12 protein-coding genes are annotated in these 19,090 nt (G+C 67.8%); 3 read left to right on the top strand and 9 right to left on the bottom strand.

Features of this window, described 5'->3' with window-relative positions:
• Both HV766_RS29420 and HV766_RS29415 read right to left on the bottom strand, forming a co-directional pair.
• On the bottom strand, positions 1–2,557 hold a 2,557-nt coding region (locus HV766_RS29420), incomplete at its 3' end, for a penicillin-binding protein 1A (RefSeq protein WP_254593379.1).
• Positions 2,558–2,664: 107 nt separating this feature from the next.
• On the bottom strand, positions 2,665–3,465 hold the full coding sequence (locus HV766_RS29415; protein ID WP_175182322.1) for an AraC family transcriptional regulator: 801 nt from the start codon (positions 3,463–3,465) through the stop codon (positions 2,665–2,667).
• Positions 3,466–3,648: 183 nt separating this feature from the next.
• On the opposite strand from HV766_RS29415, the gene HV766_RS29410 reads away from it, so the two are divergent.
• The gene (locus HV766_RS29410) at positions 3,649–4,893 is read left to right on the top strand and encodes an MFS transporter (protein ID WP_054458204.1); all 1,245 of its coding nucleotides are present in this window, start codon (positions 3,649–3,651) and stop codon (positions 4,891–4,893) included.
• 62 nt (positions 4,894–4,955) lie between these two features.
• Here HV766_RS29410 and pgaD read toward each other — a convergent pair whose 3' ends face one another.
• The 4 genes from pgaD to pgaA are packed head-to-tail and all read right to left on the bottom strand — an operon-like array spanning position 4,956 to position 11,261.
• Positions 4,956–5,402, bottom strand: a complete 447-nt coding sequence (gene pgaD, locus HV766_RS29405; RefSeq protein ID WP_054458203.1) for a poly-beta-1,6-N-acetyl-D-glucosamine biosynthesis protein PgaD — start codon at positions 5,400–5,402, stop codon at positions 4,956–4,958.
• Entirely contained in the window at positions 5,399–6,739 is a 1,341-nt protein-coding gene (gene pgaC / locus HV766_RS29400; protein ID WP_118934541.1) for a poly-beta-1,6-N-acetyl-D-glucosamine synthase, read from the bottom strand. The genes pgaD and pgaC overlap by 4 nt, the downstream gene beginning before the upstream one ends.
• Positions 6,736–8,769, bottom strand: coding sequence for a poly-beta-1,6-N-acetyl-D-glucosamine N-deacetylase PgaB (pgaB, locus tag HV766_RS29395; RefSeq protein ID WP_175182321.1), 2,034 nt, complete (start codon positions 8,767–8,769; stop codon positions 6,736–6,738). Before pgaB ends, pgaC begins: the two co-directional genes overlap by 4 nt.
• Before the next feature lie 20 nt (positions 8,770–8,789).
• Entirely contained in the window at positions 8,790–11,261 is a 2,472-nt protein-coding gene (gene pgaA, locus HV766_RS29390; protein ID WP_175182320.1) for a poly-beta-1,6 N-acetyl-D-glucosamine export porin PgaA, read from the bottom strand.
• A 555-nt stretch (positions 11,262–11,816) separates the two neighbouring features.
• Between pgaA and HV766_RS29385 the strand changes: the two genes are divergently transcribed.
• Positions 11,817–13,028 (top strand): GGDEF domain-containing protein, encoded by a 1,212-nt coding sequence (locus tag HV766_RS29385; RefSeq protein ID WP_054458199.1) that lies wholly within the window; start codon positions 11,817–11,819, stop codon positions 13,026–13,028.
• Here the strand turns inward: HV766_RS29385 and HV766_RS29380 are convergent.
• The 3 genes from HV766_RS29380 to HV766_RS29370 all read right to left on the bottom strand — a co-directional run bounded on the left by HV766_RS29380 (position 13,018) and on the right by HV766_RS29370 (position 18,125).
• Positions 13,018–14,934, bottom strand: a complete 1,917-nt coding sequence (locus HV766_RS29380; RefSeq protein ID WP_175182319.1) for a S9 family peptidase — start codon at positions 14,932–14,934, stop codon at positions 13,018–13,020. The genes HV766_RS29385 and HV766_RS29380 overlap by 11 nt on opposite strands.
• Positions 14,935–15,057: 123 nt before the next feature.
• Positions 15,058–16,023 (bottom strand): Bug family tripartite tricarboxylate transporter substrate binding protein, encoded by a 966-nt coding sequence (locus HV766_RS29375; protein ID WP_054458197.1) that lies wholly within the window; start codon positions 16,021–16,023, stop codon positions 15,058–15,060.
• Between the two features lie 29 nt (positions 16,024–16,052).
• On the bottom strand, positions 16,053–18,125 hold the full coding sequence (locus tag HV766_RS29370; protein ID WP_175182318.1) for a metallophosphoesterase: 2,073 nt from the start codon (positions 18,123–18,125) through the stop codon (positions 16,053–16,055).
• A 108-nt stretch (positions 18,126–18,233) separates the two neighbouring features.
• Between HV766_RS29370 and HV766_RS29365 the strand changes: the two genes are divergently transcribed.
• Positions 18,234–19,049 carry an IclR family transcriptional regulator gene (locus HV766_RS29365; RefSeq protein WP_054458195.1) on the top strand — a complete coding sequence of 272 codons (816 nt, stop codon included), beginning with the start codon at positions 18,234–18,236 and terminating at the stop codon, positions 19,047–19,049.
• Positions 19,050–19,090 lie beyond the last annotated feature (41 nt).

Below are 19,090 nucleotides of genomic sequence, written 5' to 3'. Positions count from 1 at the left end.
CGCTGGCGCGGGCGGGCGTGTCGGCGTCCACGCGCGGCACGGGGATGGGCGGGATGGCAGGCGGCGCGTTGCCTGCCGGCGCGCCGCCCGCTGGGGCCACGGGAACGGGCAGGGCCACCGGCGGTTGGGCCGGACTGCTTTGCGGCATTGCGCCGCCGCCGGGCGGCAGGGGTTTGACCGAGGTGTCCACGCCGTCCGTCGAACGGTTGTTGTTCAGGAAATCGGTCAACGCGTCGCCCGAGGACAGGTCCAGCGAGGCCACGGCCTGGCCCGGCGGGAATTCCGAGAAATAGTATTCGCCGTTGTCCACGATCAGGCCGTCCGGCCGCGGCGCGGGCTTGGCTTCGGGCACGCCTTTCAAGGCCGGCTGCATGTAGTCCAGCCAGGTGCTCAGGGCCAGGCCGCTGCCGAATTCGTTGGTGCCCAGCGACTTGGGCTGGTCAAAGCCCATCCAGACGGTGGTGGCCAGGCTGGGCGTGAAGCCCGAGAACCACACGTCCACGGCCTCGTTGGTGGTGCCGGTCTTGCCGCCGATGTCGTTGCGCTTGAGCACCTGGTGCGCGCGGGCGGCGGTGCCGCTGACCGTGACGCCGCGCAGGATGTCGTCCATGACCCAGGCGGTGCGGGGATCGATGGCGCGCGCCAGGGCGTCGCCGGCGACGACAGGCTGGGCCTGCATCAGCACGTTGCCCGAGCGGTCGGTGACGCGGTCCACCAGATACGGGGTGACGCGGTAGCCGCCGTTGGCGAACACGCTGTAGCCGTTGACCACTTGCAGCGGCGTGGCGCCGCCTGCGCCCAGCGCCAGCGGCAGCACGGCCGGCCAACGCGACTTGTCGAAGCCGAAGCGGGTCAGGTAGTCCTGCGCATATTGCGGCGAGATGGCCTGCAGGATGCGGATCGACACCATGTTCTTGGACCGCATGAGGCCCTGGCGCAGCGTCAGCATGGGCTCGTACTTGTTGCCGTCGTTCTTGGGCTGCCAGGCCTTGGAGCCGGTCTGCTCCGCGGTCAGCATGAAGGGCTGGTCGGAGATCTGCGTGGCCGGGGTCAGGCCGCGTTCCAGCGCCGCCGCGTAGACGAAGGGCTTGATGTTGGAGCCGGGCTGGCGCCAGGCCTGCGTCACGCGGTTGAAGCCGCCGCGGTTGTAGTCGAAGCCGCCGATCATGGCGCGCACGGCGCCGTCCTGGGGCACCATCGAGACCAGCGCCGCCTGCAGCGTCGGCATGTTGATGATTTCCCAGCTGTCGCCGTTCTTGTGGATGTAGACGACCGAGCCGCGGCGCAGCCGCTGGCTGTCGCTGGCCTTGGGGTTGAGCGCGCGCGCCACCACTGCCAGCGCCTTCTTGTCGCTGATGGTGATGATGTCGCGCGCGCTGCGCGCCAGCGTCACTTCGGCGGGGCTGGCGGCCAGCACCACGGCGGTCAGCAGGTCTTCGCTGTCAGGCGTCTTTTCCTGCACGCCGTCGAGGATTTCATCCAGCGCGGCCGGGTCCTTTTCGACGCCCTCGGGCAGGTCGATCTGGTCCTCGGGGCCCGGATACACGGCGCGGCGCGTGTAGTCCAGCACGCCGTCGCGCACGGCGCGGTAGGCGGCTTCCTGGTCCTTGGAATCGATGGTGGTGTAGACGTCGATGCCCTTGGTGTAGGTCTGTTCCTGGAACACGCCGTACATGAGCTGGCGCGCCAGTTCGGCCGGGTAGTCGCCGTGGATCGCGAAGCCGCGCGCGCTGGCGCCGTCCGCGCCGCGAATCGTCAGGCGCTGCTTGAGCGCCTCGTCGGCCTGTTCGGGCGTGAGATAGCCCAGCGTCTTCATGCGGCCCAGCACGTAGTGCTGACGGATCTCGGCGCGCGGGAAATTGGTGATGGGGTTGAAGCGCGATGGGGCCTTGGGGATGCCGGCGAGCATGGCGGCCTCGGCCGGCGTGACTTCCGACAGGGGCTTGCCCAGATAGGTGCGCGAGGCGGCCGCGAAACCGTAGGCGCGGTGGCCCAGGTAGATCTGGTTCATGTAGAGCTCAAGGATCTGGTCCTTGGAGAGCTCGGATTCGATCTTGAACGTCAGCAGCAATTCATAGAACTTGCGCGAATAAGTCTTTTCCGACGACAGGTAGAAATTGCGCGCCACCTGCATCGTGATGGTGCTGCCGCCCTGGCTCTTGGAGCCCTTGACGAGGTTGGTCACGACCGCGCGCGCCACCCCCATCCAGTCGACGCCGCCGTGGCTGTAGAAGCGGTCGTCCTCGGCTGCCAGCACCGCCTGGCGCATCACGGGCGGGATCTCGTCAAAGCGCAGCACGTTGCGGTGCTCTTCGCCGTACTCGCCGATCAGGACCTTGTCCGCCGTATAGATGCGCAGCGGCACCCGCGGACGGTAGTCCGTCATGGCGTGCAGGTCGGGCAGGCTGGGCCAGGCCAGGGCCAGCGCCAGGCCGAGCGCGACGCCGCCGCACACGGCGGCGCCGCCGGCGGCTACGCCCGCCTTGACGAGAATGCGTTTCCAGGGGAGGCCCGGTTTGCCGCCCGGGGTGGCGGAGGATTGCTGGGGGGTGCTCATTGCAGGCGATTCTAGGGCAGAACACGATGGACCGCCCAGAGGGTCATAAGGTTTCAGTAACTAAACATGAATTGCGTCGCGAGTGACGGCAAATCCGGTTGCAGGCGTCAGCCATTGTTCAGGTAGCGTTGGGGCGGCGCGCCCAGCGCACGGTGGAACATGGCCGAGAAGGCGCTGGCGCTGTGGTAGCCCAGGTCAGCGGCGATGCGCGCGACCGGCACGCCCTGCGACAGCCGGCACACCGCCTCGGCCAGCCGGACCTGCTGGACCCACTGCCGGTAGTTCAGCCCCAGTTCGGCCTGGAACAGGCGGATCAGCGTGCGGGCGCTGGCGCCGACTTCGTCGCCCCAGTCCTCGATGCCGCGCTGCAGCCCCGGATCGTCCAGGATCGCCGCGCAGATGGTCTGCAGACGCCGGTCGCGCGGCCAGGGGATCTGTAGCGGCGCGACGCGTGCGGCGGCCAGCTCGGAAAGCAGCAGGGCGGCGACCTGCCCGGCGCGGCCGTCCAGCGGATAGTCGATGGGTTCGGCGGTCAGCGCCAGGATCAGCTCGCGCAGCAAGCCGCCGACCTCGACCACCTGGCATTGCGGCCAGTAGCCGCGGGCGGTCTCGGCTTCGAGATAGAGCGAACGCATGGACACCGCGCCCACCATGTCCACGCCATGCGGCACGCCCGCCGGCACCCACAGCGCGCGCAGCGGCGGCAGGGCCCAGAAGCCGCTGGGCGTGGTGACGCGCATGACGCCTTCGACCGCGTAGACCAGTTGCGCGCGCGGATGCGAGTGGGTGCCCGTGCGGGTGCCTGGCAGGAATTCCTTGGCCATGGCCGTCACGGCGCGCGGCCGGTGCTGGTAGTCCTGCGGATTGACGCTGCGGGCGGGGTCGGGCAAAAGGAGTCGGGCGGGCATGCGTGTCACTTCCGGCATAAGGATGAGTTGGGCGGCTCAGGGCTGGTTTGCGTATTTTGTCACCATATTTTGTCACTTGAGCGACGAAAATTGGCAGATCGGTTCCGTCCCGGATTCCTACACTGGGTACTGGTCCGGCGTGGCGCTGGACATGTCCATCCCCATTACTTGCGTCCATCGCCCATGAATCCCCCTCAGAACTCCGCCGCCGGCGTCGCCGACGCCAATCCGGTCCCGCCGTCCGCCGCTTCCTCGGACCCATCCACCGCCTTCAAGGTGCTGGGCGCGATCAGCGTGGCGCACCTGATGAACGACATGATCCAGTCGATCCTGTTGGCCATCTATCCCATGCTGAAGGATTCATTCAGCCTGTCGTTCGCGCAGATCGGGCTGATCACGCTGGTCTATCAGCTCGCGGCCTCGCTGCTGCAGCCCTTCATCGGCTTCTATACGGACCGCAATCCCAAACCGTACTCGCTGCCGGTGGGCATGGGCTTCACCCTGGTGGGGCTGTTGCTGCTGTCGATGGCGCCGTCGTTCGGCTGGCTGCTGGTGGCCGCGGTGCTGGTGGGCACGGGCTCGTCGGTGTTCCACCCGGAATCCTCGCGCGTGGCGCGCATGGCCTCCGGCGGACGCCACGGCCTGGCGCAGTCGCTGTTCCAGGTGGGCGGCAACGTGGGCTCGGCGCTGGGGCCGCTGCTGGCCGCGCTCTTCATCATCCCGCACGGGCAGCGCAGCGTGGCCTGGTTTTCGCTGGCGGCGCTGTTCGGCATCGTGGTGTTGACCGGCATCGGCCGCTGGTACAGCGCCAACCGCGTCCTGCTCAAGCCGCGCGCGCGGCGCGAGGGCGCGGGCAACGGGCTGTCGCGCAACCAGGTGCTGGGCGCGCTGGCGGTGCTGGGCGTGCTGGTGTTCTCCAAGTATTTCTACCTGGCCAGCCTGAACAGCTATTTCACGTTCTACCTGATCGACAAGTTCGCGCTGTCGGTGCGCGAGGCGCAGCTCTACCTGTTCCTGTTCCTGGCCGCGGTGGCGGTAGGCACGGTGGTGGGCGGACCGGTAGGCGACCGCATCGGCCGCAAGATCGTGATCTGGGTGTCCATCCTGGGCGTGGCGCCGTTCACGCTGCTGCTGCCCTATGTGAACCTGTTCTGGACCGGCGTGCTGGTGGTGATCATCGGCATGGTGCTGGCCTCGGCGTTCTCGGCCATCGTGGTCTATGCGCAGGAGCTGGTGCCGGGCAAGGTGGGGATGATCGCCGGACTGTTCTTCGGCTTTGCTTTCGGCATGGGCGGCGTGGGCGCCGCGGCGCTGGGCAAGCTGGCTGATGCCACCAGCATCGGCTATGTGTACCAGGTCTGCGCCTATCTGCCCTTGCTGGGCGTGGTGGCGATCCTGCTGCCGAATGTGGAGAAGGCGCGCCGCTGAAGGCGGGCGCCGGGGCTGGCGCCGTCAAGCCTGGAGGCTCACAGCGCCAGGCAGGGACCGTATCAGCCGGCCTGCACCGCGTTCAGGCGGGGGCGGCTGATGTCGATGCCGGTGATGTCGCCGGCCGCGCCGTGGTGGACGACGCAGGTGTGCGCGGAGCGCACCTGCATCAGCTGCGCCGGGCTGATCGCGAAGCTGGCCGCCACGCGGCGGTCGCCCACCGGCTTGATGGGCTTGCGGCGGTCCTTACCTGCGAACTTGCGGTGGTTGTAGACGGCCCAGCCCACCAGCACGCCCGCGTTGATCAGGGCCAGCAGCGCATAGCCCCACAGCGTGTGCACGGTGGGCAGGAACACCGGCCAGAGCGAGACATCGGGGCCGCCCGCGGCGGCGCGCAGGATCGCCAGGATGCCGGCGCCGAACAGATAGACGAAGGCGAACCAGCCGACGGCGGTCAGGACCAGGTCGAACAGATAGCCTGCGCGGGAACGTTGCGTGGTGATGATCATGACGTTGCGTCCGGTGATTTGATGCCCCGGTCCGGGCTGGTCCAGCGCGCGCGCCGGGCCTGCTTGCGGAGCATGACTTTGGGGAAACTGACCAGGGTGGTGAACAGGCTCACCATCCAGAAGGCCAGCGGATACCAGATGACCCAGTACAGCGAGCGGGCCAGGCCGGGCTCGTAGCGGCGGTCGATCAGGATGCTGACGACGAACTGCAGCAGGCAGACCACGGCCAGCATCATGCCGGTGAAGGCGGGCGGCATCAGGCTGGCGATCTGCATGTTGTTGGGCAGCGTGACCACCTGGCTGACGGCCCAAAGCAGCACCGACACGCCGAAGGCGAAGGCCCAGGCGGTGGACAGGCAGAACTCGGCCATCAGCGGCCACAGGCGGCGGTGGCGCCAGACCCAGATCGAACGCAGGTTCTTCAGGAAGACCTCGGCGCCGCCCTGGGCCCAGCGCAGCCGCTGCTTCCACAGTCCGCGCAGGGTTTCGGGCATCAGGATCCAGCACAGGCCGCGCGGCTCATAGAAGATCGACCAGTGGTCGCGCTGCAGCTTCCAGCTGATGTCGATGTCCTCGGTGATCATGTCCAGGCTCCAGTAGCCCACGCGGTCCAGCGCCGCGCGCCGGAAGGCGGCGACCACGCCGGATACGGTGAACACCTGGCCGTAGACGCGCTGGGTGCGCTTGATCAGGCCGATGATGGAAGAGAATTCGCCCACCTGGATGCGCCCGATCATGGTGGAGCGGGTGCGGATGCGCGGGTTGCCGGTGACGGCGCCCACGCGCGGGTTGTCGATCAGCGGCGCCACCAGGTAGGCGGCCGCGTCCGGGTCCAGCATGGCGTCGCCGTCGATGCAGACCAGGTACTCGCTGCGCGCAGCCATGGCGCCCATGCGCAGCGCCATGGCCTTGCCCTGGTTCTGCGCCAGGTGCACCACGCGCAGCCGCGGATGGGCGGCGGCCATGCGGTCCAGCATGTCGGCGGTGCCGTCGCTGGAGCCGTCGTTGATGGCGATGACCTCGATGTGCGGATAGTTCTGGCCCAGGGCGGCCAGCAGCGTCTCTTCGCCGTTGTCGGCCTCGTTGTAGCAGGGCACCAGGATGGACACCAGCGGATTGCCGGCCAGGACTGGCGGCTGGCTGTCCTTGCCCCATTTCCAGTGCCGCTCCCAATGCCACCAGAAGTAGATGCCGCCAGCCATCCACATGCCGGACATGAACAGGGGGTAGAAGAACACGAAGCCCAGCAGCGCTTCGCCGGTCAGCATCAGGGTGAAGCCGAAGGGCGCGCCAAGCACCGCGCAGAGAATCAGCAGGGCAATCAGTCGGTCTATCATTTGATCGGATACCAGGCTTCGGAGATGGCGGGCCGGATGCCTTGCAACCGGGGCTGGTCTTGCGAGAAATCGTCGGGGTAGTAGCCGAAGCTGCGCGAGCCGCGCAGCTGCAGCCGCTTCATCCAGCCGGCCAGCACGGCCGTGTCGACCGGCGTGGCTTCGGGGCGGCCGGGGCCGGTGCGCCAGTCGCGGGCCTGCAGCTCGAACACGGTCTTGTCCAGCGCCCCGGGGCGCTGCGCGACGGTATCGACCAGCCGGTCCAGCCAGGCGTTTTCCTGGCCGGCGGGCACGTTTTCCATCAGCGGCATCGCCATCGGCGCGGTCCAGTCGTAGGCGCCGAGGAAGTCGTCCAGGTTCTGCGCGAACCAGGTTTCGCTGCCGGGGTTCAGGATGGGTTCGGCAAAGATGTTGCGCGCCGTCTTGATCTGCGGGCCGCGCACCGCGCGCACCCGCTGCGTGAGTTCGGCGGTGAAGTCCACCAGCGCGCGGCTCTTGTAGCGGGTCCAGCGTTGCAGGGTGTCCGGATCCGCGCGCAGTTCGGCGATGCTGCCCGGCAGGCCCGCGGCCCGGTAGGCGGCCAGCGCGCCGGGGCTGGCGTCTTCGAAGTCCGACAGCAGCGCGTCGTCATGGAACAGGATGCCGTCGAAGATCGCGTAGCGGGACAGGTCCTCGTACAGATCGCCGATGCGCGTACGCACGGTCGGGTCGAACGGCGACAGGCGGCGGTACTGGTCGGGATCCGGCTCTGGCTGCGCCTGGCCTTCCTGCCAGCGCGTGACGCGGGGCAGGGCGGGATCCAGGTCGAAGGACAGCACCGGCATCCAGGCGTAGACCATCACGTTGGCGCGGTTGTGCAGCTGCCATGCGGCGCGGTTGAAGAGATCGGCGCGCATAGGCAGCCAGCGGTTGGGGAAGTAGACGGACTTCACCAGGCCGTCGCCCACGGGGTCCGAGTAGGCCTGCAGGAACACCGTGTTGATCTGCATGTCGAGGATGCGCTGCACCAGCTCGCCCAGGTTGCGGTCGGTCTGCGCCGGGTCCGGGTCGTAGACGTAGTCCAGGTCCACGTGCGCCACGCGCATGAAGGGCTGGGCTTCCATGCCGACCACGCTGTTGGCGAAGGGCTTGAGCGTCGGGTCGCTGGACAGCAGCAGGCGCGGCGTGGACATCAGGCGGCCGACGCGGCCCGGGCCGTCCTCCAGCGTCAGCGCCAGCTGATAACCGTGCTCGGCGGTAATGCGCAGGGTGGAACCGCCTTCGGCGCCATAAGGCCAGACCCAGACGCGCGGCTTCTTGCCGGTGGCGCGGCGGATCTTTTCGGTGATGGCGGCGACGTCGCCGCCCATGCGCGCGTCGAACTCCGCTTCGGTCTCGTAGCGGCGGGTCTGCGCGTCATAGGCGCGGATGGCGGCGGCGGGTTCGGTATTGCCCTGGGGATTGGCCAGCGCGCCGTAGTGCGAGGCATTGGTGTGCGCAGCAATCTCGACCAGCCCCGAGCGCGAGATCTCGCGGACCTCGTCCCAGTTCAGGAAGCGCTTGCGGTCTTCGGGGCTGCCGCCGAAGTCCACGCGCTGGTTGGCCGGCGTGTCCATCCAGACGCCGACCGGCGCCAGCAGCGCGGGCCATTGATAGGCTTTCAGGATGGGAAGCACGCGGGTGTAGAAGCTGCGGTAGCCGTCGTCAAAGGACAGCAGCACGGCGCGCTCGGGCAGCGGCTTGCCGCCCTGGCGCGCGGCCAGGATCTGATCCACGGTGACGGCCTGGTAGCCATTGGCGCGCAGCCAGGCCAGCTGTTCGACCAGACGGTCGGTGCGCACGCTGAGAAAGCCCTGGTCGGGGTCTTCGTCTTCCACGTCGTGGTAGGCCAGGGCCAGGAACTGGCCCTGCACCCAGGGCTGTTCGGCGGGGGCGAGCGGGCGCTGGTCCGGCGGCGTGTAGACCGGGATGTCCTTGGCGCAGGCGGTCAGCGCCAGGATCGCGAGCAACAGCAGGCCGGCGAGAATCAGGCGGGTATGGGTTTTAAGCATCATGGCGTTACTCGGATCCGGGTTCAGAAGCGGTACGTCAGGTCGAACACGATGCGCAGTTCGCGCTCGCGTTCGCCGTCGTACGGGCGGCTGGTGCCGGTGATCATGGCGCCCATGTCGAGGACGTCGTTGGCGCGGTATCGCTGGCCGTAGCCCAGCGCGATCACGCCGCCGGTGCCGTAGCCTTGCTGGGTGTAAGCGCCTGCGCCCAGGGTGCCGATCTGCTCCCAGGCGGTTTCGTAGCGGCGGTACAGAGTCTGCGTCAGGCGCACGCCGGGCAGCAGCATCAGGTCCGACCGCGGATTGAAATAGGGCACGTTGCTGTCGTGGCTGTTGCGCTGGGTGGACGCCTCGAACTCCAGGTCCGCCAGCAGGTGCGGCGAGGTGTAGACGCGCTCGCGCCCGGCCAGGCCCAGCGCCCAGCGGTTGTTGCCGTCGCTGAAGTGCGAAGGCGACAGCGCCAGCGTCCATTCGCGGCGCTCGTCGGCTCGCCAGCGCACGTAGGCCGACAGGCTGTTGGAATAGATGCCGCTGGTCAGCGCGCGCAGCGGCGTTTCGCGCGACATGATTTCGCCCGAGCCGCCCACCTGCCAATGGTCGTCCAGGTCGTAGGCGGCCGACAGGCGCGCGCCCGGCTTCACGCCGTGGCCATAGTCGTGGGTGGAGACTTCGCCTTCGATCGTGAGGTCGCGGCCGCGCCATTCCACGCCGGTGCGCAGCCAGCGGTAGTTGCCGCGGCCTTCCTCGAAGTCGCCGGAGGCGTAGCCGCCGCCGCCGAAGACTCGCCAGTTGTAGTCCAGCGGCGCGGAGTACAGCACGGCGTCGATGCCGAAGTCGCCGCTGCCGGTGACCGGGCTGTCGGATGCCAGGCCGCGGTAACCGTTGATGCGCAGCTCGGCCTTGTTGTGCACTTCCCATTCGCGCGCCAGGCGGCGGCTGGTCAGGTTTTCGGGCGAGCGGGCCATGGTGTCCTGCGACAGCGCTTCGGCCTGGCGCCATTCCTGCAAGTCCAGGGCGGTGAAGCCCTGGCCGTTCTCCACGCCCAGGCTGCGCGGCGCCAGGGTCTCGGCCATCTTCAATTCGACCTCCGAGGCGCGGGGGAGCGATTGGGCGCGGTAGACGGTGGCCAGGTCGCTGCGCAGTCCGGAGTTGTTGGGCGCGTTCTCGACCATCTCTTCGAGGCGCTGCCGGGCGGCGACGGTGTCGTTGGCCTGCAGGCGAGCCGACGCCAGGGTCTGGCGGCTTTCCAGGTTCAGGTCGTTGGGCATGCGGGTGGCCTGGCCCTTGTAGTACAGCCAGGGGGCGTAGCCCGATTCGACGCCTTCGGTGACGGCGCTGGTCTCGTTGAACTGTTCGCCCTCGGCCAGCGAGTAGTACAGGCCGGTCTCGGTCGCCAGGCGCTGCTCGGCATCGTCGCCGCGCAGGGCGTCGTCGGCCGCGACCTGCCGATAGATGTCGCGGGCGCGTTCGGGCTGGCGCACGTACAGGTAGGCCGATGCCACGTCGTTCAAGGCGTAACGCGGCACCGTGACGCCCTCGGCCAGCAGGGCTTCGTATTCGCGGACCAGATCGGCCATGCGCACGCGGACGTGCAGGGCGTGCAAGCGGTCGATACGGGCGCGCAGCGCGTCGGCGCGGGCGTCTTCCTGCTGCTGCCAGACGGGGATCAGTTCGTCGTAACGCGCAAAAGCCTTGTCGGCCAACACGAAACGTTCAGCTTCCGACCGCGTGGGCATGGCCGCCAGCCGCACCTGTTGGGCCAGCGCGTCGGCCTCGAAGCCGCGCATCTGGCCAGCGTCGAACAGATCCTGGTGACGGCGCGCCAGCTCCAGCGCCACGTCCGCCATGCGCGCGCGCTGCAGCGCCCAGATGTACTCGCGCAACACGTAAGGGGTGCCGGGCGCGGCGGCCAGGGCCAGGTCGGCCTGGTGCAGCGCTTCATAAGGCTCGCCCTGGCGGGCGTGGACGTAGCTCAGGGCAAGGCGGGCGTCGACATCGCGGGGATGCCGCTTGAGCCAGCGCGCCGCGGCCTCGCGCGCCTCGGGGTAGCGGCCGGCATCGGCCAGGGTCATGATTTCGCCGGCGCGAAAAGCGGACTGGCCGGGATGGCGGCGCGCGCCCTCCTGGTACGCGGCCAGCGCCTCGGGCCAGCGCTGCAGGTCGCGGTAGGCGCGCGCGACGGAAAGCTGGATGTCGCCGGGCAGCGCCGCGCCTTGCGGCAATTGCTCGTAGGCGGCGACGGCTTCGGCGGGCTTGCCGGCCCATCCGGCGATGATGATGTGGTCGTAGATGGCGCGGCTGCCGCCGGCCGGACCTTGCTGGCGCAGCATCGCCAGCGCGGGCTCGTAGTCGCCGGCGCGCGCTCTGGCGATCAAGGCGTCGTAGTCGTTGCCGGGGCCGGCCAGCGCCATGGCTGGAGCCAGGATGGCGCAAGCCGCCAGCAGGCTCAGTCTCGGTCCAACGGCACCCAGGGGTGTCGATCCTCTGTTTTGCATCTGTAATACTTCCGCAGTTGCGACTCGGGGCGTTCCTGGTCCGGCCGGCCGTGGGCGTGCCTTTTTTCGGCGCGAGCCGAGGCGACGCGCAGCACAAAGGCGCCGGCGGCGGCGGGAAGGAACACTTTTTGGTTAGGACTGCGCGGCGCCCGCTGCGGGGACCTTCGCACTCGCGCTATGGGAGTGCATGGCTAGTACGCGCCACGCCCGTAGGGCGTGATTGCGGCGCTCTTGATGGCACCGTCAATGGCCCGAATTATAAGTGTGTTAACTGTCAGTCAACTGTCAATTAGTGCAAAGGGCCATGGCGAAAGTGCGGCCGTGGCGTATTCTTCGTCGCTTGCCGCGCAATCGTCTTGGCGCGGGCGGTAAAGGTTCAGGGCGAAACGGCGTGCGGCGACGGACGGGCGCCAGGTTGTGCCGGTCTGTCGCTGTACGGGTAACAAAAAGCGTCAGGGGTGGTGGGATGTAACGCCGCCTCATGAGGCATGAACCCAGTGCAACAGCAATGACGAGCGACGGCGAACGCCCGCGGGGCGCAAGCCGGCAAACACCATGACGACTTCTCTTTTCTTTCTGATGTGGGGCCTGGCCACGGCTCTGGCATTGCCGTTGCTGGCGCCATTGCGCGCCCGCGACGTGGGCGGCGTCGCCGCGTTCACGGCGGGCAACGCGCTGGCCGTGCTGTCGCTGCTGGCCTATGCGGCCTCGCCCATCCTGCCGTCCGCCGTCTATGTGATGGTCTCGAACGCCGCCTGGGTCTGCGCGGTCAGCCTGGTCTACGTCGGCGTGCGGCAGTTCTTCGGCCTGCGTCCGCTGGCGCGGCGCACGGCGGCGCTGGGCGCGCTCAGTATCGCTGCGTTCGCGCTGCTGCTGTACGTGGCGGATGACCTGCGGGCGCGCATGCTGCTGTTTTCCGCCTACACCTTCGTGGCCATGATGGCGACGGGCATGGTGTTCTTCCGCCAGCGCAAGCGGCTGCACACGCGCGGCGTGATGCTGTACATGATGCTGGCGAGCTTCGGCCTGGCCGCGCTGCATGCCCTGCGCCTGGCGGTCTACAGCGTGGGCGGACAAGAACCCTCGTCGCTGCTCGAGCCCAGTCCCTGGGGCCTGTTCTTCATTGTCTGCGGGACGGTGACCGTGCCCGGGCTGTTCCTGGCGCTGCTGCTCCTGATCCAGACCAGCCTGTCCGAACAGATGGAAGCTGCGCTGACCTTCGACGGCCTTACAGGCGCCTATTCGCGCCGCAGCATCCTGGACGAGCTGGAGCGCGAGTTGCAGCGCTGCCAGCGCGCCGGCGGCAAGCTGGCGGTGTTGGTGCTGGACATCGACCACTTCAAGTCCATCAACGACCGTTACGGCCATGCCGCGGGCGACGCGGCGCTGCGCCATTTTTCGAAGGTGGTGCAGCGGGCGGTGCGCGCCAGCGACCGCTTCGGCCGGTTGGGCGGCGAGGAATTCGTGCTGCTGATGTACGACTGCGATCCGGCCCGCGCGCTGGTGCAGGCGCAGCGCGTCTGCGACGCCCTGCGCGACACGCCCTTCCACCTGCAAGGGCGCGAAGTACGGATGACCACCAGCGGCGGCCTGGCTTCGTACCAGTCGGGAGACGGCGCGGACGGCATCCTGGCGCGCGCCGACGATGCGCTGTACCGCGCCAAGGAACATGGGCGCGACCGCGTCGAGATGGCCTGGATCGGCCGTCCCGCGGGCCGCGCGCAGGAGCGCGGCCCGGCGGTGGTGGAGGAGGAGGTCAGGGCTTGAGATGTTCCGTCAGGAACTTCTCCATGGCTTCGTAGAACTCGAATTTGTTCTCGTCGTTGTGGAAGCCGTGGCCTTCGTTGTCCTTGACCATGTACTCGACCTCGACGCCGCGGGCGCGCAGCGCCTTGACCATCTGGTCGCTTTCGTCCTTGTTCACGCGCGGATCCTTGGCGCCCTGCGCCACGAACAGCGGCGTCTTGATCCTGTCCGCGTGCAGCGCGGGCGAGGTGGCGGCCAGGCGTTCGCGGTCGCGTTCGGGGTCGCCCACCATGTCCTGCATTTTGTCCAGCATGGGCTTCCAGTATGGCGGAATGGACTTCATGAACGTGAACAGGTTGGACACCCCCACGTAGTCCACCGCGGCGGCATACAGGTCGGGCGTGAACGCCACGCCGGCCAGCGTGGCGTAGCCGCCATAGCTGGCGCCGTAGATGCCGATGCGCTTGGGATCGGCGATGCCTTGCCCGATGAGCCACTGCACGCCATCGGTGATGTCGTCCTGCATCTTCAGGCCCCATTGGCCGAAGCTGGCTTCCCAGAAGGCGCGGCCATAGCCGGTCGACCCGCGGAAGTTCATCTGCAGCACGCAGAAGCCGCGGTTGGCCAGGAACTGGACTTCAGGGTTGTAGCCCCAGCCGTCGCGCGCCCACGGGCCGCCGTGAGGATTCACGATGCAAGGCAGGTTCTTGGGATCGCGGCCGGCGGGCAGCGTCAGGTAGCCGTGGACCGTCAGGCCGTCGCGGGTCTGGTAGCTGATGGGCTGCACGCGCGACATGTCCGCCTCGGGAATGGCGGGATTGATGTCGGCCAGCTTGGTCAGCGTATCGACGGCGGCGTCGTAGATGTAGCGCGAGCCGGGCGTGCGGTCGTTGTAGGCGGCGACGATGAACTTGTCTTCGTCGCGGTTGGATCCCTGGATGGCGAAGTCGTAGCCAGTGAGCTTGGCCGACAGTTTCTTGAAGAGCGTCTCGCTCTGCGCGTCGAAGAACTTGTATTGCGGCTTGTCGGTCTGGTAGGCGGCTACCGTCAGCACGCGGCGCTTGCGCGAGTAGCCGGCGGAATCCAGGTCGACGGTGTCGGGCGTGAAGATTTCTTCCTCGGCCTCGGGCTGGGCGGGGTCGATCACCACCAGCGATAGCTTGTCGCGCCCGCGGTTGGACAGGGCGTAGAACTTCTTGTCGTCGAAGGTGAAGAACGCCGGACTGACGCGGGTGCGGTAGTCGGTGGTGATGAGCGGACGGAATTCGGAAGATTCGTCGTCGCGGTAGAGCAGGGTGGTGTTCAGGCCGTCGCTGGCGACGGCGGCGCGCACCTTGCCGGCGTGGTCGGTCTGCCAGCCGACGATGTTGCCCGGGTTCTGCGCCACCAGCTCCGCGGCGCCCGTGTGGACGTTGACGCGGTAGACGTCGAAGACTTCCGGATTGCGCTGGTTGTGGCTGATGAGGACGTGGTCGGGATCGTCTTCCAGATCGTCCTCGATGCCGGCGCGCACGCCTTCATACGGCGTCAGGTCGGTGATCTTGCCGGTCTTGGCGTTGACGGCCAGCACGTGGAAGTTCTCGTCGCCGCCGAAATCCTTCTGGTAGAGCACCACGTCGGCGCCTTTCCAGAAGAAGTTGCTGATGTCGCGCGCGGTCTCGCTGGTCAGTTGCCGCGGGTCGCCGACAGGCGTGCTGCCTTGCAGCGGCTGCACGTAGATGTTCATGCGGGCGGGATTGCCGTCCACGCTGGTGGGCTGCATGAAGCCCAATGTGCGGCCGTCGTCGGCCAGGCGGAAGAAGCCCCGTTCGGGGTTGCGGAAGAAATCCTTGAGGGGATAGACGCGCGGCGGTTGCGCGGCGCTGGCGCCCAGCGAGACGCCGATGATGCTGGCGGCCAGGACGGTGCGCTTGAGGAATGAGAACAAGGGGGACCTCCGAAGTTGCCGCGGCGGGCGCTTGAGGCCGGCCGCCGGGTGGTCCGCCGATAATGCCATAGCGGCGCGGGCGGTGTCGAACCGCCCGCGGACGCTGCCGGGCCTGCGCCGGCCTTATTGCGGCTCCAGCCCCGTGGCCTTGACGATGGCGCCGTACTTGGCCATTTCGGCGCCGATGAAGGTTTTGAATTCCTGGGGCGGCTTGTAGGAAATGGCCAGCCCCTGGCCCTGCAGTTTTTCCTTCACGTCGGCGGCCTGCAGCGCCTGGGCCGTGTCCTTGGAAATGCGTTCCACCAGGGCCGGCGGCATGCCGGCGGGGCCGAACAGGCCGAACCAGTTGGAAATGTCGAAGTCGTCCAGACCGACCTCCTTGGCCGTCGGGGTCGAAGGCAGGATGTCCTGACGCTGGGGACCGGCGATGAACAGCGGGTGCAGCTTGCCGGCGCCGATCTGGCCGATGATGGCTGGCGCCGTGGCGAAGAAGATATCGATCTGGCCGCCCACCAGATCGGCCACGGCCAGCGCCGTGCCGCGGTAGGGCACGTGGGTCAGGTTCATGCCGGAGCGCACCCGCAGCAGTTCGCCGGCCAGATGCTGCTGGCCGCCCATGCCCGGCGAACCGTACACCAGCGGAGCCTTTGCGCCTTGTTGCTTGAGATCGGCGTAGGTGGTGGCGGGCAGCTTGGGACCGCTGACCAGCACCAGCGGCGCATCCGCCACCAGGGCGATGGGCTGCAGGTCCTTCAACGGGTCGTAGCGCATCTGCTTGTAGACCAGCTTGTTGATCGAGACCTCGGGCGTGTAGGCCAGCAGCAGGGTGTAGCCGTCGGGTGTGGCGCGCGCGACCTGTTCGGCGCCTATCATGCCGCTGGCGCCGGACTTGTTCTCCACGATGACTTGTTGGCCCCAACTGGTGCTGAGCTTTGCCGCGAGGATGCGGGCGATCACGTCGGTGGCGCCGCCGGGCGTGTAGGCAACGATCAGGCGCACCGGCTTGTCGGGATAGGGCTGCGCCTGCGCGTACATGGGAAGGCAGGCGGCGGCCAGCAGTCCCGCGAGTTTGATTGCGTATCGAAACATGGGGTGGCTCCTGTGCGGGGAATGAGGGTTCAACTGCGCTGGATCAACAGCACGGCCTGGCCGGGCAGATGCAGGCGCGCGTACTCGGCCCAATCGTCCCCGGTCTGCAGCGCGCGCTGGGCCGTCAGGTCGACGACGCGCTTGAACGCGCCGGCCTCGATCTGACGCTTGAGGGCCGGTCCGGGGCCGTAGGCCAGTTCATAGGTCTGCTCGCCGCAGCGGTAGCGGCACAGGCGCAGACCGGCTTCGCAGTCGATGCGTTCGACCGATCCGGCGCCTGTGGCCTGGCCTGCAAAGACCGCGTTCAGCGCGGCCAGCGCCAGTCCGGCGGGGCGCGGATCGTAGCGGCGGTCGATCAGGCCGTTGCGCGGAAAGTAGCCGCGATCCACGTCCATGAAGGTGTCGAAGGAATAGCTCACCGCGTCCGTGGTCCGGGCCGCCAGGAAGGCTTCGGCCACCAGCGCGGCGATGGCGGTGTCGTCGGTGTTGGCCGCCGCCAGGCGGTCGGCCAGCTTGACGCCCACGTTCACCGTCGCGCCCCAGTCGCGCGCCCGCGCGGCCAGTTGCTGGTGCGTGGCGATCAGGTCGGCGCCCCAGTCCAGGCGTACGGTGAAACCGTCCAGGTTCTTCTGCGCGAAGTGCGGCAGCAGCGCGGATTGCGCCGCTTCGAGCTCGGACGCGCGCAGGCCGGTGTTGACGAAATGGCTGTAGTGCTTGCCGTCGAAGTGGGCATCGTCCGCGCCCGTGCGGATCTTGCAATAGACAAGGCGGGCGTCGGTGTGCGCGCGCAGGCGCTGCAAGGCTGCGCCCGCCTCTTCCAGCGCCTGGGCGTTCAGGTTGATCTCGATGGCGGCGATGGCCACGCCATGCTCGCGCGCCTGTTGCAGCAGCCTGGCGTCCGGCAGCCCCAGCGAGGTCAGCACGAAGCGGTGGCCGACGTCGGACATGAGGCGCGCACGGCGCAAGGTCTTGTCGTCGCGCAGATCCTGCACGGGAATCTTGAGCGTGCGCAGCCCCATTTCCCACATGGACATCAGCGGGTAGTCGTTGCGCGCCAGCTTGCGGCCGAACTCCTGTACGCCGCCGGTGCAGGGAATTTCGACGATCTCGGCCCAGGGATGCCGCATCTCGACCGCGATGCCGTCGCAGGCGGCGGTCTTGGTATGGACGGTAGGCAGGGTGCGCGCCGCCGCCCGGCCCGGTTCGGCCTCGCCGCGCATGGCGCCGTGCGTGCGGATCAGCTTGGCGACATGCCCCTGCTCATGCACGTCGACGATGAAATAGCCGAATTTTTCCACGTCGCCGCGGCCGAATTCGTCCGCCGGCGGCACCCGGTAGAACTCGGAAAAGTCATGCCGCAGGAAGGCGGTCGACGGCAGCATGTAGACCTCCGCGACGCCGATGACGTCGTACCAGAAATTGTGGACGTGGCCGGCGAACACGCCTTCGACGCGCGGATCGGCCAGGCGCGACAGCAGCCAGCCGCGGCCGGGCTCGTCGATGTTGTCGTAGGACCCGCGTTCGTTGGCGTCATGCAGATAGGGCGGGTAATGCAGCGACACGAAGACGCGGCCGCTGGCGCCTGCCAATTGCTCGTCGATCCAGGCGCGCTGCGCGTCATCCGCCGCCAGTCCGGAGTTGAACAGCAGTGCGTTCAGGAACAGGAAGCGCACGCCGCCATGGTCCACCGCGTAATAGTCCGGCCCGAACACCTGGCGGTACTTGTCCAGGTAGTCGTCGCAGACGATGTCGGCCGGCATCCAGTCGATGCGCTTGTCGCCGACGTCGTGGTTGCCGGGCACCAGGTGCAGCGGCATGTCGATCTGGCCGGCGATGGCCTTGAAGCGGTCGGCCGCCACCTCGAACGAAGGCATGCTGGGCACCGGGTGGACGATGTCTCCCAGGTGGATGGTGAAGGCGGGCGCGGGGTCCAGGCTGGCGATGTCGGCGAAGACGTGCCGCGCCCGGGCATTGGCGCGGGCATTGGTGGCGAAGGGCGACGCGCAGGTGTCTTCGGATTCATTGACGTGGGTGTCGGCCACCACGGCAAAGCTGAACAGGCGGGCGCCCAGCGGCTGGCGGGAAAAGCGGGAATTCGTCATCAACTACCCTTTCAATTTCAATAAATGGAATTCAAGTGTTTATAGTGAACGGAATGTTTGTATTTCGGCAGACGATATACTGTCAATGCTCCGAATCCCTAGGCCGCCATGCACTCGAAAACGCCGCTCAACTACGAACTCGAATCCCGCGCCTCGCTGGAAGCGCACCCGCGCTTTGCCTCCACGCTTTCCAACGGGCTCGACGTGCTCAAGTGCTTTTCGGCGGCCGAGCCGCAGCTGGGCAACAAGGAAATCGCCGAAATGCTCGGCCTGACGCGCCCGACGGTGTCCAGGCTGACATTCACGCTGGTGGGGCTGGGCTATCTGCGGCGCGACGAACGCACCGGCAAATATTCGCTGGGTCCGGCGGTGCTGACGCTGGGCTATCCCTTGCTGGTGCACCTGACGCTGCGGCAACTGGCGGCGCACGACATGATCGAACTGGCGCGCTATGCCAAGGGGCCGGTGTCCATGGCCATCCGCGACCGCCTGCAGGTGGTCTACGTGGAAACGGTGCACGACGGCGCGTCCAATGCCTCGCGCCCGGACATCGGGTCGGCCCGCCCCTTGCTGCGCACCGCCACCGGGCGCGCGCTGCTGTATGCGCAGACGCCGGACGAGCGTGAGCTCATCTGCGCCCGGCTGGCCGAGGAGTTCCCGGAGGACTGGGAACGCTTCGGCCCATCGCTGCAACCCGCGTTCGATGCCATCGCCGAGCACGGCTTCTGCGTGGTCAGCAAGGACTGGCGGGCCGAGCTGTGCGGCATCGCCACGCCGATGCGCTATCGCTCCAATGACTTGCCGCTGGCCTTCAACGTGACGATCCCGGCTGACAACCTGGACGAAAAGCACGTGTACGAGACCCTGGGGCCGCGCCTGCGGACCCTGGTGAAGAACCTGGAGTACCGCATCGGGATCATGTGAACGCGGCTGCGCTTATCGCGCGCAGCCGATATGCGGGATAA

The sequence above is a fragment of the Achromobacter aegrifaciens genome (assembly GCF_902859735.1).
Classification (GTDB): domain Bacteria; phylum Pseudomonadota; class Gammaproteobacteria; order Burkholderiales; family Burkholderiaceae_B; genus Achromobacter; species Achromobacter aegrifaciens.
The sequence above is the reverse complement of the archived record's forward strand: the minus strand, read 5'-3'. Positions and strand labels throughout refer to the sequence as shown.